Here is a 12,826-nt window from a genome sequence, read left to right on the forward strand (position 1 = left end):
GTCGGGGCCATGGCGCGAGCCCGCCGCCACGCTCGCCACACCCGAGCTGCAGCCCGGTCGTCGCGCAGCCCGACGGGGGCCCCTTCGCCGCCGAGCCACCGGCGCACCGTCGACACGGGCGTGTCGGCGGCGACGGTCAGGCGGGCGAGCGAGAACAGCGGGTCGCGCGGACTGCACAGGGCGTTCTTCACCGAGCAGGCCGAGTCGAACCCCGCCTCGACCACGCTGCGCCGGACCAGCGGGCTGGAGTAGCCGTGGGGGTAGGCGAAGGAGCGGATCCGTCGTTCCAGGCCCTCCTCGAGCTGGGCCTTGCTGACCTGGATCTCTGATCGCGCCAAGGGCGCGGCCAGGAGGTCGAGCTGGGGGTGGGTGACGCTGTGCGCCCCGATCTCATGCCCCTGGGCGGCGAGCTCGCGGGCCTGCGCCCAGTCGAGCATCAGGTCACCGCCGGGGCTCCTGGCCGCCAGGAAGCCGCTCGTGATGTACACCGTGGCCACGTGGCCGTACCGGGCGAGCAGGGGAGCGGCCAGGGTCAGGGTGTCGACGAAGCCGTCGTCGAAGCTGATGACGACGGGACGCTCGGGCAGGGGGACCCGGCCGGCCATCGCGTCGCACAGCCGGGACACGGTCACCGGGGTGCGCCCGGACTCCTCCACGAGCGCCAGGTGGCGCTCCAGCGTCTCCGTGGTGACGTTGAACGGCGCGATCCAGCTCGAGGGCTCGGGACCCACCCGGTGGTAGAGCAGGATCGGCACCGGCGCGGCCCCCGCCGGCGTCGGGCTCATCGGGGCACCGCCCGGCGGCGCAGGCAGCCCACGGTGCTGACCACGGCCAGGAGCAGCATGAGCGCGGTCGGCGACCACAGGCTGGCGATCGCCAGGGCCTCGGACGTCACCGCGGCCAGGGCCACGCTGACGGCGACCGCGAGGGTGGCCTGGGCCAGCCGGTCGCTGATCCCGAGCCACCCCTGCAGCGCCAGGCCGGGGACCACGCCCACGAACCAGAACACCAGCGGCCCCCGCCAGGGCGGACCCACCGCCCCCACCGTGCAGGCCAGGGCCGCCACCGCCGAGACCACGACGACGGCCAGGAGCGCGGGGCGGACGGTCAGGGCCCTCACCGGGAACCTCCCGGGGGGGTGGTGGTGGAGGCGAAGATCAGCGCGTCGCGGTTCTGGTAGACGATGCGGTAGCCGGGGGTGTGCTCCAACGCTCCGCCGAGGGCTGCGACGGCGCCGTCCGGCAGCACACCGGTGTAGCGGACGGAGTCGACCTGGCTGCGCGTGAGGACGACGTAGACCGGTCCCCGCCGCTCCGTCACCGCCTCGCCCAGGGCGGGCAGCGGCGAGCTCACCATCGTGCGTCGCGCCGTGGGCGGGAGGTCCTCGAGGAAGGCGTAGTCGTAGGACTCGTAGTGCGTCCAGGCCCAGGGGAAGTCGGCGGTGGCGCCGACGAGCATCGCGCGGCTGGGTGCGTGGGCGTACAGCCACGTCGACGCGGCCACCTCCTCGGGCGTGAAGTAGTTGGCGCGCTCGCGGCCGTAGTACGCGGCGCAGAACAGCATCGACATCGTGATCGCCAGGGCGGCGATCGCCGTGGCCCCGCCCCGGCGGCCGGTCCGCGGGTAGACCAGGCCGGCCGCGAGCAGGGCCAGGAACGGCAGGGCGAAGAGGTAGACGCGGAAGACCATCTCGCCGCCGTAGTTGTTGGCGGCCAGCAGGGTCACGGGCGTGGCCGCCAGCAGCCCGGCGACCCGGTGCGGCTGCCGTGCGTGCCGCAGCCGGAACCAGCCGGCGACCGCGCAGAGGCCGACCAGCGCGGTCAGGGCGCGCGAGGCGTAGGACACCAGCTTCTGGTCGAACGTGGCGTGGCTGAGGTCGACGAAGCCGGTCTGGGCGTTCTGCCCGAGCTGCCCGATCGAGGCGATGATCCAGTACAGGTTGTCCCGCAGGAAGGTCGTGGCCATGAACACGACCCACAGCACGGTCATGGCGGCCACCACCACCGGCAGCCATGCCGGACCGGTGTGACGGCCGAGGCAGAGGACGCACAGGGCGGCGATCAGCATGAACGGCGTCAGCTGGTGGCTGGTGACGATGCCGGCCGCGAGGAGGAGCACGACCGCCAGCAGCTCCCGCCGGCGGGGCAGCGCCCCCGGCGCCCGGCCGGGCAGCGTCTCGCCCATCCACCGCCGCCAGCGCGGCAGCGGGGTGGCGGCCCGGGTCGCCGGCAGCCACCTCAGGCACACGACGAGGCACACCAGGTAGAGCAGGTAGGCGAACGCCTGGGGGGAGAAGTAGTCCTGGCCGACCCAGTTGCCGAGGTAGAACACCAGCAGCGCCAGCCACACCTGGCGGGTGTCCCGCGCGAGCGTCGAGAACAGCAGCTTGAGCGGCCCGAGGGCCAGGAGCTCGACGACCGGCGGCGCCCACGCCGCGTAGGAGAGGGCGCTGCCCAGCCCGGATGCCTTGACCAGCAAGGCGTTGAGGGCGAAGAAGCCGGGCCAGGACTGGTATGCCGAGAAGGGGCTGTCCATGCGCGGCGCCACCGCGTCGTGGCGCAGGATGAAGTCGACTACCCCGACGTGCTTCCAGGCCCACGCGTAGCGCAACGAGTCGTAGAGGATGGCCGGGGTGGCGTGCAGGATCGCGATGAGCAGGACGAAGTAGGCGACCAGCACCACGGGCCGGGTCGTCCCCTGGTGGATGAGCACGGCCAGCGTCCCGATCACCAGCCCTAGGGCTGCCCCGTAGGTGAGCGGCAGGACCGAGAGCAGCCCCAGGTCGCTCATCCCCCGGAGGTCGACCGGGCGCAGCGCGCTCAGCCACAGGACGAGGGCCAGGCCGAACGGCAGGAGCTGGGCCAGGACCGGCAGCACCCGGATGCGCGACCGGGTGGGTGCGTCCCCGACGGCCTCCGGGGGCAGCGTCGTGGCCGGGGGACCGGTGGGCGTCAGGGCGGTGCCCTGGACCTGCTTGCCGCTCATCGCATCCCCCCGCCGTCCTGGACCGCGTGCAGCACCGGGAGGACGTTGCGCCGCCACCACAGGGGGCTGGCGGCGTAGCGGGCCGACTTCTCCAGGTTCATGCGCACGTGGGACAGCCAGGTCAGCAGCAGCAACGCGTCGTCGGGGAGGCCGTGGCCGCAGGCGGCGGACCGGATGAGCGCGGCCTCGCCGGGCTGCCAGTACTCCCGGCGGCCCAGGCGGTCGGCGACCTCCTTGCCCAGGGCGCGGTGGCCGTGTGCCGAGGCCGCCGTCAGCAGCCAGTGGGCCGGGTCGAGGGCCGGGAATGAGTCGGGCCTGGCGCCGCCCCAGTCGAGGATCCCCCGCACCACACCGTCGGGCCAGACCAGCAGGTTCCCCGGGTGGAGGTCCCCGTGGCTCCACCCCAGCGTCACCGACCGTCCCTCGAGCCGGCGCCGCAGGAGGTGCTCGAGCTCGACCAGACCGGTGCGGACGACCTCGCCGTCCGGCAGCGCGTGGGCCAGCGCGGCGACCGGTGCGCCCACCCATCGGTCCAGCAGCCTCGCGTCGACCGCGACGATGGAGGACTCGAGCCGGTGCAGGGGTGCGATCGCCCGGAACACCTCGTGGGTGAGGCACCCCGGTGAGCGGTGGTCCGGCGGCGCCCCGGGCAGGCGGGTGAGCAGCAGGTAGCCACCGCGCGCGTCGTGCCAGCTGCCCAGGACCGCCGGGACCATGCGGCGCCACGTGCCCAGCCGCTCGTCGGCGGCGAGCTGTTGCAGGACCCGTCCTTCCGCGGCCAGGGACCTGACGCCCGGCTCGCCCGTGGCGACCTTGAGCGCGGCCGACGACGCAGTCGAGCGCAGGAGGACCACGGAGGAGTCGGACACCGACCGCAGCGTGCGCTCGGGCGCCCAGCCGTCGTCGGCGACCCGGCGCACGGCGCGGCGGCGGGTGCGGCGGGGCACGGTCGGCCACGGGGGTGCCACGAGGTGCGGCCCGACCCACCGCAGCCCCACCCACGTCGCCACGACGCACTCGGCCAGCAGCCACGCCAGCCCGGCGCCCGCGATACCCACCGCGGGGACCGCGAGCAGGGTGCCCCCGAGCACCCCGACGCTGAGCGTGATCATCGTCCCGACCACGACCCTCATCCGCCGTTGCACCCGGGCCCGGCTGACGGCGAGCGCCACGACGCAGTTCGGCACGGCAGCGAGGGCCAGCAGGCGCAGCGTCGTGGTCCCGACCTCGACGTACCACGAGCCGAAGAGCCGCAGGATCCACGGCGCGAGCACCACGAGCACCGTCACCGCCGGAGCCACCATGCCCAGGGAGTACGCGAGCACCTTGCGGTGGCGTTCCTCGAGCCGGTGCGGCTCCAGGGGGCCATGGGCGACGAGGGACTGGCCGAAGGAGGCCGGGACGTTGAGCAGGACGAAGCACATCGACCAGGCGAGTGCGAAGACCGCCGCTTCCGACGGGCCGGTGAGGTCGATGACCAGGATCGGGGGCAGCGTGGTGCAGGCGATCCAGGCGAGCGCGGCCACGTAGTCGGGGCCGACGTAGCGCACGAGCTCCCTGAGCGTGGGGGCGATCGCCGGACCGGCACGCCGGGCGGCCACGAACCGCGGGTAGGCGCGGGCGACGTAGTACCAGATGGCCCCGGCCACGACGAGCGCCATGGCGACGGTCCAGGAGAACCAGACGCCGGCCCCCGGCACGGCCACCGCGAAGCCGAGCAGCAGGGCGAGCTTGGTGAGGTTGAACGTCTGGGTGGCGAGCGTGGACGCTCCGGCCTGGCCGACGGCCACCAGCGTTGCGCAGTGCAGGACGTACAGCGTCCAGGCCATGGTGGCGGCGACGAAGAAGAACGCCTGGGGGCCGGAGGACAGGAGCGGGACCAGGGCCGGCGCGAAGGTGCCGATGCCCAGGAGGAAGATGGCGGCGGCCAGGGCGCTGGTGCTCAGGGCCACGGCGTAGAAGCCGAGGACGAGCCGCCCGGCCCGCTCGCCGGCGCCCGGCACGAACCGCAGGACGGCGCTCATGAGGTTCAGTTGCGCGACACCGGCGAGGAACATCATCGCCGAGATGAGCGAGGAGTTGGCGCCGACGACCTGCGGTGGGTAGAGGTGCGCGGCGGACAGCCAGAACGCGACACCGGCCACCGCGGTGACGACCGACCCGCCGGCCAGCAGCCATCCCGCGCGGTAGACGGGCTGGCTCCACTGGGCCGATGCGCGGCGCCGGCCGAGGTTGAGGATGACGCCCACACTCACGGGGTTGCCCCCCACGGGGCCGTGGACCGGTAGCGCCACCGGCTCAGGACGTAGGCCGGCGGCCCGAGGGCCACGCCGGCGCGCTCCCGCCAGGTCAGCTCGGTTGGGAAGTCGGAGCGCTTGCCCTGGTTCTTCGCGGAGTCGTGCGAGAGCAGGTGGGCCGTGGCGGGCACGGCTCGTCGGGCCATCTGCGCGATGAGGGACGGCTGCCGCCACGCGGTGGCCGTGAGGTAGGCGCCCAGCCCGATGCCGTAGCCGAGGGACTGACGGCGCAGGCCGGCGTAGTCCCGTCGGTGCCAGTGCCGCACGATCGCCGAAGGCTGGTAGGCCAGGACGCCGCCGTCGAGGACCACCCGGCAGAAGGCGGCCAGGTCGTCGCCGCCCCGGGCGGGGGTCCCGGCACCGGTGGCCCGGTCGAACCCGGCCCGGTCCCGCAGCCACCGCGTGCGGAAGGACATGTTGGCACCGGAGCCGAACCGGCCGGCAGTGAAGGGGAAGAGGGGGTCCGGGCTCGGGTGCGCCAGGCTGAAGCGGCGTGCGTCGAAGCCGCGGGCGAACCCGCCTGCCTGCTCCACCCACAGCTGGGCCGGCGTCTCGAGCTCGGCAGGCAGGATCAGGCCGGTCACGCAGGTCACGTCCGCATCGGCGAACGTCTCCGCCACGGCGGAGAGCCACCACGGGTCCACCTCGACGTCGTCGTCGGTGAACGCGACGACCTCCCCCGTGACGAGGTCGAGCGCCGCGTTGTGCGCGAGCGCCAGGCCCGGTCGGCTGGTGCGCACGTACCGCAGCGCAAAGGGGCTGCTGCGTGTCTGGAGCGCCTCCCGGGTCTCGTCCGTCGATGGGGCGCTGTCCACCACGACGACGTCGAACCGTTGGTAGCGCAGGCGTTCCAGCGACTTCAGGGTGCGCTCGAGGCTGACCGTGCGGTCGCGGGTCGCCACCACCACGGTGATCGACGGTTGCTCGGGCCGCGAGCGGACCTCGAGGCACACGGGTGGGTGGTCCGGGGCGAGCCCGTGCACGGGCAGGGCGTCGGGGACCGACGCCCCCTCGGAGCGCAGGTGCTCGCGGACGCGGTCCGCGACCTGGGGCCACGTCTGGACGGCGAGGTCGTCCGGCGCCAGGGTTGGTCCGTCCCAGCGGAGGTCGACCTCACCCATGGGCCGGGTGTGCAGCCGGGCCAGCAGGCGGGAGCGGGCGTGCCTCGGCGAGGCGGGCAGGTGCGGCAAGGGCGCGTCCAGGTCGAGGTCACCGACGAGGAGCGGTTCAACCATGGTGCGTGGCCAGCTCGCGTCGTCCGGCGTACGGCAGGTGGAGCAGGTCCAGGGCGCTGCGTGTCCGGTGCCTGCGCTGACGGTCCCGCAGCACGCTCTTCAGGACGAGGTTGCCGTCCCGTATGGCGTGGAGGTTGGACCGTCCGCTCCGGCGGGGGAGCTCCAGGCTGGGGACCTCGGCGATCCGGAGACCGGCCTTCAGTGCGTGCACGGTCATCTGGGCCTCGATGTCGAACCCGTCGGCGGTGAGGTCGAGCAGGTCCAGGAACTGGCGGTGGAAGGCGCAGAAGCCGTAGCACAGGTCGGTGAGGTTCGCGTCGTACAGCTTGTTGACCAGCTGCAGCAGGGCCCAGTTGCCCGTCCGGCGGAACGGCGTGATGTCCAGCGACCCGCCACCGGCGATGAACCGCGAGCCCTTGACGAAGTCGTAGCCGTGGGTGAGGAAGTGGATGAAGTGGGGGATCTCGCGGGCCGACATGCTGCCGTCGGCGTCGATCATCACCACGATGTCGCCGGTGGCCGATGCGAAACCGGCCCGCAGCGCATCGCCCTTGCCGGTGCCCGACTGGGCGACGAAGCGGATGTCGGGGCGGCAGATCGAGGCCATCAGCAAGGTGGCGTCCCGCGAACGGCCGTCGACCATGACGACCTCGTCCACGCAGTCGGGGATCTCCCCGAGCACCCAGGCGAGGTTGCGTGCCTCGTTCTTGGCGGGGATCACCAGGCTGACGGTCAGGGCGCGGGGGGCAGGCAGGGGGCCGAGCGGCGCTGCGGCGTGCAGCCGGCTGGGTTCGCCGGTCGCCGGCTCGGTCGACCGGGTGAAGACCCCGGTCCTTCCGGGGGTGGTGACAGCGGCGACGGGTGTGACCGCTGCCCGATTCTGGTTGTTCTGTGCGGTGTTCGGCAGGTCCACCGGAGTCTCCTCACGTCCGGGGGGCGAGCCGCAGCCGGAAGGCGTCTCGGCTGCGCGCTCTCGCGGTGCAGTGTTCTCACGGGTCCGGGGCTTGTGGCCGGACCCCGGCGGGAGCGGGTCGGTGTGGGTCGCCGAGCGGTGGTGCTGCCCCCGTCACCTGCGAGTCTTGTTCGGCTGCGTGGATCCGCACTCAAGCAATGCGCGTACGGCATCGGGGTCCTAAACGACGACCGTCCGGGCGGGTTCGTTGCTGCTCCACAGCGATGGCTGGGACAACCCATGGCGGGGGTTCAGGTGCGGCCGGTCGGCACCCCGCGCGGGCGCGCCCGGCGCACCGTCCGGCGCGGTGACCTGCCGGCGCGTTCGGGAGGGATCAGCCCCAGATCGAGGTGAGCGGGGCCGCCGAGGCGGCCCTTCCCATCGGGGCCACTCCCAGCAGGTCGCACAGCATCCGCAGCACGCGGTAGTGGTCGACCCGGTCGCCGTAGTGTCCGGGCCGGACCCCGGCGCCGACCACCAGGGTGGCGACGTGGTTGCCGGCGTTGTCGTTGTCCTCGTCCCACGTGAGCACCAGCAGGCTGTTGTGGCTGCGGGCCCAGGCGGCGTAGGAGCCCAGGTGCGCGGCGAGCCAGCGGTCCCCGGTGGCGACGCTGCCGTCGTGCATGTCGTTGACGACGTCGGGGACGACGAAGGACAGGGCCGGCAGCGACGCGTGGTTGGCCGGCCAGCGGCTCAGTGGCTGGTTCGCGGAGGCGGGGACGGACGAGAAGCTGACCCACGGGTTGTGCCGCCGCGCGTAGGAGCCGGCATCACACCCGGTGAACCCCGTGGCGGGCAGGCCCTCGGAGTAGCCGACGAACCCTCGCCCCGATGCCAGCACGCGGCTGCCCAGGTTGGCGCCCGTGTAGGTGTGGGGACAGGAGTCGTCGCCCAGCCCCTGGGTGGACCCGGAGAACAGCGCCAGGTAGTTGGGCTCGCTCGGGTGCGTCACGGCATACGACTGGGTGAGGAGCGCCCCCGAGCGGGCCAGGCTGTTGATGAAGGGGGCGTCGGGGGAGCCGATGACCTGCCCGTAGGAGTGGTTCTCCATCACCACGACCACGACGTGGGCCGGGTGGGGGACGCGGGCCACCTGGCCCACGCCGGCGGACGCCGCCGGCTGCGGCGCCAGTGCGGTGGCGCGTTCGACGCCTCCGGCGACCGCCGGCATGGCGCAGGCGGCGACCAGGGAGGTGAGGGCGGCGACACGGGTCGCCGCGGCCAGGACAGGACGTGTGGCTGTGGGCATTGGGGGCCCTCCCCGGATGACTCGGTGGTCCGATGCGGACGGTGGCGCGGCCCTCGTTCGAGGCTACGACCGATGCGGCCGGACGACGACGGCCAGAGCCTGTGAATCCACGACTTCCCGGGGCCGACCAGCTCCGGCCACCCCGGCCATCTCCAGCGACGCCGGTGCGTCGGCGCCACGCCAATGCTGCGGGGGACAAACGTCCCTGTCGGGGGCTTCGAGGAGGGACCCACGATGAGACGTCCGAGCGGAGGCGAGGCTTGGCTGGTCACGGTGTGCAAGTCGTGCTCTCCACGGCCGTCCGCGTGACCCGTCGAGCCGCTAGGGGACCCGCATGCAGGTGCCTTCACCGTTCGAGTACGAACGAGCGTCGTCCGTGGACGAGGCCATCGCGTTGCTGCAGCGCCACGGGGAGGGCGCCCGCCTGATCGCCGGGGGCCACAGCCTCCTCCCGCTGATGAAGCTGCGCCTCTCCTCACCGGAGGTGCTGGTCGACATCAACGCGCTGACCGACCTGCAGCTCATCCGGGTCGAGGGCGACACCCTGCGCATCGGTGCCATGGTGCGCCACGCCGAGCTGCTCGCCTCAGCGGTGGTCGGCGAGCACTTCCGGATCCTGCACGAGGCCGAGCGGGTGATCGCCGACCCCGTGGTGCGCAACCGCGGCACGGTCGGCGGCTCGCTGTGCCAGGCCGACCCCTCCGAGGACCTGTCCGCCGCGTTCGGGGCGTTGCGGGCCGAGGTCGTCATCCGCGGCGCCGGCGGCGAACGAGCCGTGCCGGTGCGCGAGCTGGTGTCCGGGCCGTACGAGACCGTCGTCGCGCCCGCCGAGATCCTCACCGAGGTGCGGGTGCCCATCCGCAGCGGCGTGGGCAGCAGCTACCGCAAGGTCGAGCGACGGGCCGGGGACTGGCCGATCGCCTCTGCCGGCGCCGTGGTCCGGCTGGAGGGCGACACCATCGCCGAGGTCGGCATCGGGCTGGCGGCCGTGGGCGCCGCCCACTCGGTCGTGCCCGGCGCCGAGGACGCCATCCGCGGCCGCGCCGCCGACGAGGAGAGCATCGAGCTCGCAGCGGCCCGGGCCAGCGAGGAGTGCTCGCCGACCACCGACCAGCGCGGGCCTTCCGACTACAAGCGCGCGCTGGTGGCCGAGCTGGTCCGCCGCGTGCTGAGCACCGCCGTCGCGCGCAGCCGCGGAGAGGAGGCCTGAGGCCATGCAGGTGACCATGACGGTCAACGGGACACAGGTCAGCGAGGACGTCGAGCCGCGGATGCTGCTGGTGCACTTCCTGCGCGACACCCTCGGGCTGACCGGCACCCACTGGGGCTGCGACACCTCCAACTGCGGCGTCTGCGTGGTCCAGCTCGACGGCCTGCCGGTCAAGAGCTGCACCGTCCTGGCGGCGATGGCCGACGGGCACGAGGTGCGCACCGTCGAGGGCCTGGCCGACGGCGCCGAGCTCGACCCGGTGCAACAGGGATTCATGCACGAGCACGGCCTGCAGTGCGGCTTCTGCACCCCGGGGATGATGCTCACCGCCCGGCACCTGCTCGACACCAACCCGCACCCCACCACCGACGAGGTGCGCGAGGCGATCTCGGGCCAGATCTGCCGGTGCACGGGCTACGAGAACATCGTGCGGGCCATCCAGTGGGCCGCCGAGCACCCGAAAGACGTTGCCGTTGAAGGGGTCTCGTCATGACCACCACCGAGGAGCGCCAGCAGGCCGAGGTCGGCTTCGGGCGTCGGGCCCGCGTCGAGGACGCCCGGTTCCTGCGCGGCAAGGGCCAGTACGTCGACGACATCCGGCTTCCCGGGATGCTCCACGGCGCCATCCTGCGCAGCCCGCACGCCCACGCGCGGATCGTCTCGATCGACACCTCACAGGCCGAGGCGCACCCCAAGGTCAAGGCGGTCATCACCGGCGCGACGCTGGAGACGCTCAAGCTGGCCTGGATCCCGTCCCTGTCGCACGACGTCATCGCGGTCCTGGCCACGGACAAGGTGCGCTACCAGGGCCAGGAGGTCGCCTTCGTCGTCGCGGAGGACCGCTACTCCGCACGGGACGCACTCGAGCTGATCGACGTGGACTACGACGTCCTCGACCCGGTCATCGACGCCCGGCGCGCGCTGGACGCCGGGGCCCCGGTGATCCGCGACGACATCGAGGGCAAGACCGACAACCACATCTTCGACTGGACCGCCGGCGACAAGGACCAGACGGACGCGGCGTTCGCCTCGGCCGAGGTCGTCGTGAAGCAGGACATGCTGTATCCGCGGGTGCACCCCGCGCCGCTGGAGACGTGCGGCTCGGTCGCGTGGATGGACCCGGTCAGCGGCAAGCTCACCATCTGGTGCACCACCCAGGCGCCGCACGCGCACCGCACCCTGTACGCCCTGGTCGCCGGCCTGCCCGAGCAGAAGATCCGCGTGGTCAGCCCGGACATCGGCGGTGGCTTCGGCAACAAGGTCGGCATCTACCCCGGCTACGTGCTCTCCGTCGTCGGCTCGATCGTCACCGGGGCGCCGGTGAAGTGGGTCGAGGACCGCTCGGAGAACCTGGTGTCCACCTCGTTCGCCCGCGACTACCACATGCACGGCGAGATCGCGGCGACCCGTGACGGCAGGATCCTCGGCCTGCGCGTCGACGTCCTGGCCGACCACGGCGCGTTCAACAACACCGCCCAGCCGACGAAGTACCCGGCCGGCTTCTTCCACATCTTCACCGGCAGCTACGACTACCCGGCGGCCTACTGCACCGTGAAGGGCGTCTACACCAACAAGGCGCCCGGCGGGGTGGCCTACGCCTGCTCGTTCCGGGTCACCGAGGCCTGCTACCTCGTGGAGCGGATCGTCGACTGCCTGGCCGACGAGCTGGGCATGGACCCGGCCGAGCTGCGGATGAAGAACCTGCTGCGACCCGAGCGCTTCCCGTACCTGTCGCCGACCGGCTGGGAGTACGACTCGGGGGAGTACCCGCGGGCACTGACCAAGGCCATGGAGATGGCCGGCTACGAGGAGCTGCGGCGGGAGCAGGCCGAGAAGCGCGAGCGCGGCGAGCTCATGGGCATCGGGGTCAGCTTCTTCACCGAGACCGTCGGCGCCGGCCCGCGCAAGCACATGGACATCCTCGGGCTCGGCATGGCCGACGGCGCCGAGGTGCGGGTGCACCCGACCGGCAAGGCCGTTGTCCGGCTGTCGGTGCAGACGCAGGGCCAGGGCCACGAGACGACGTTCGCCCAGATCGTCTCGGAGGTCACAGGCATCCCCTCGGCCGACATCGAGGTGGTGCACGGCGACACCGACAACACCCCGTTCGGCCTGGGCACCTACGGCAGCCGGTCCACCCCGGTGTCCGGCGCGGCCGTCGCGGTCGCCTCGCGGCGGATCGTCGACAAGGCCCGGCTGATCGCCTCGGCGATGCTCGAGGTCTCCCCGGACGACCTGGAGTGGGAGCGTGGCAAGTTCTTCGTCAAGGGCGACCCGAGCACCGCCAAGACGATCCAGGAGATCGCGTTCGCCTCGCACGGCACGCAGGAGCTGCCCGAGGGCGTGGAGGGACACCTCGACGCCGAGTGCGTCTACGACCCGCCGAACCTGACCTACCCGTTCGGCGCGTACATCTGCGTGGTCGACGTCGACAAGGGCACCGGGCAGGTGAAGGTGCGCCGGTTCATCGCGGTCGACGACTGCGGCCCGCGGATCAACCCGATGATCGTCGAGGGCCAGGTCCACGGCGGTCTCGCCGACGGCGTCGGCATGGCGCTGATGGAGGTCATCGCCTTCGACGAGGACGGCAACTGCCTGGGCGGCTCGTTCATGGACTACCAGCTGCCCACGGCGCTGGAGTGCCCCAGCTGGGAGCTCGGCGAGACCGTCACCCCCTCGCCGCACCACCCGCTCGGGCTCAAGGGCGTGGGCGAGTCCGCCACGGTCGGGTCGCCGCCCGCGGTGGTCAACGCGGTCATCGACGCGCTCAAGCCGTATGGCGTGCGGCACGTGGACATGCCCCTCACCCCTGCGCAGGTCTGGCGGGCGATGCAGGGCCGCGCCTTCCGCACCGACCTCGCCATCACCGACGAGTAGCCCCCGAGCCCCCGGAACGCC

General features: G+C 72.8%; 10 protein-coding genes. 3 read left to right on the forward strand and 7 right to left on the reverse strand.

Features of this window, described 5'->3' with window-relative positions; translation table 11 throughout:
- From VF825_RS15015 to VF825_RS15045, 7 genes are all read right to left on the reverse strand, one after another.
- Window positions 1–785 (reverse strand): polysaccharide deacetylase family protein (locus VF825_RS15015; RefSeq protein ID WP_331114726.1); only part of this gene is annotated, 785 nt, incomplete at its 3' end.
- On the reverse strand, window positions 782–1,120 hold the full coding sequence (locus tag VF825_RS15020) for a hypothetical protein (RefSeq protein ID WP_331114728.1): 339 nt from the start codon (window positions 1,118–1,120) through the stop codon (window positions 782–784). The genes VF825_RS15020 and VF825_RS15015, both read right to left, overlap by 4 nt.
- A complete protein-coding gene (locus VF825_RS15025; protein WP_331114730.1) occupies window positions 1,117–2,985 on the reverse strand; it encodes a hypothetical protein in 1,869 nt (622 codons plus the stop codon). Before VF825_RS15025 ends, VF825_RS15020 begins: the two co-directional genes overlap by 4 nt.
- Window positions 2,982–5,240: a phosphotransferase gene (locus VF825_RS15030; protein ID WP_331114732.1), complete on the reverse strand. Its 2,259-nt coding sequence runs from the start codon at window positions 5,238–5,240 to the stop codon at window positions 2,982–2,984. The genes VF825_RS15025 and VF825_RS15030 overlap by 4 nt, the downstream gene beginning before the upstream one ends.
- Entirely contained in the window at window positions 5,237–6,517 is a 1,281-nt protein-coding gene (locus VF825_RS15035) for a glycosyltransferase family 2 protein (protein ID WP_331114734.1), read from the reverse strand. The genes VF825_RS15030 and VF825_RS15035 overlap by 4 nt, the downstream gene beginning before the upstream one ends.
- A complete protein-coding gene (locus VF825_RS15040; RefSeq protein ID WP_331114736.1) occupies window positions 6,510–7,430 on the reverse strand; it encodes a glycosyltransferase family 2 protein in 921 nt (306 codons plus the stop codon). The genes VF825_RS15035 and VF825_RS15040 overlap by 8 nt, the downstream gene beginning before the upstream one ends.
- Window positions 7,431–7,803: 373 nt before the next feature.
- Window positions 7,804–8,718, reverse strand: a complete 915-nt coding sequence (locus VF825_RS15045; RefSeq protein ID WP_331114738.1) for an alkaline phosphatase family protein — start codon at window positions 8,716–8,718, stop codon at window positions 7,804–7,806.
- A 334-nt stretch (window positions 8,719–9,052) separates the two neighbouring features.
- Here VF825_RS15045 and VF825_RS15050 point away from each other — a divergent pair, with 334 nt between their 5' ends.
- Genes VF825_RS15050 through VF825_RS15060 form a run of 3 tightly spaced genes read left to right on the forward strand, consistent with a single transcriptional unit; the run spans window position 9,053 to window position 12,805 of the window.
- Window positions 9,053–9,928: a xanthine dehydrogenase family protein subunit M gene (locus VF825_RS15050; RefSeq protein ID WP_331114741.1), complete on the forward strand. Its 876-nt coding sequence runs from the start codon at window positions 9,053–9,055 to the stop codon at window positions 9,926–9,928.
- Window positions 9,929–9,932: 4 nt separating this feature from the next.
- Complete coding sequence (locus VF825_RS15055; RefSeq protein ID WP_331114743.1) at window positions 9,933–10,421, forward strand: (2Fe-2S)-binding protein; 489 nt, start codon at window positions 9,933–9,935, stop codon at window positions 10,419–10,421.
- Window positions 10,418–12,805 carry an aerobic carbon-monoxide dehydrogenase large subunit gene (locus tag VF825_RS15060; protein ID WP_331114745.1) on the forward strand — a complete coding sequence of 796 codons (2,388 nt, stop codon included), beginning with the start codon at window positions 10,418–10,420 and terminating at the stop codon, window positions 12,803–12,805. Before VF825_RS15055 ends, VF825_RS15060 begins: the two co-directional genes overlap by 4 nt.
- Window positions 12,806–12,826: the final 21 nt, after the last annotated feature.

Source organism: Oryzihumus sp. (assembly GCF_036391795.1).
Classification (GTDB): domain Bacteria; phylum Actinomycetota; class Actinomycetes; order Actinomycetales; family Dermatophilaceae; genus Oryzihumus.

Bases quoted from the DNA above. Each gene is read 5' to 3' on its own strand.
- VF825_RS15025 (WP_331114730.1), bottom strand. From the start codon at position 2,985: ATGAGCGGCAAGCAGGTCCAGGGCACCGCCCTGACGCCCACCGGTCCC.
- VF825_RS15035 (WP_331114734.1), bottom strand. From the start codon at position 6,517: ATGGTTGAACCGCTCCTCGTCGGTGACCTCGACCTGGACGCGCCCTTG.
- VF825_RS15045 (WP_331114738.1), bottom strand. From the start codon at position 8,718: ATGCCCACAGCCACACGTCCTGTCCTGGCCGCGGCGACCCGTGTCGCC.
- VF825_RS15050 (WP_331114741.1), top strand. From the start codon at position 9,053: ATGCAGGTGCCTTCACCGTTCGAGTACGAACGAGCGTCGTCCGTGGAC.
- VF825_RS15055 (WP_331114743.1), top strand. From the start codon at position 9,933: ATGCAGGTGACCATGACGGTCAACGGGACACAGGTCAGCGAGGACGTC.
- VF825_RS15060 (WP_331114745.1), top strand. From the start codon at position 10,418: ATGACCACCACCGAGGAGCGCCAGCAGGCCGAGGTCGGCTTCGGGCGT.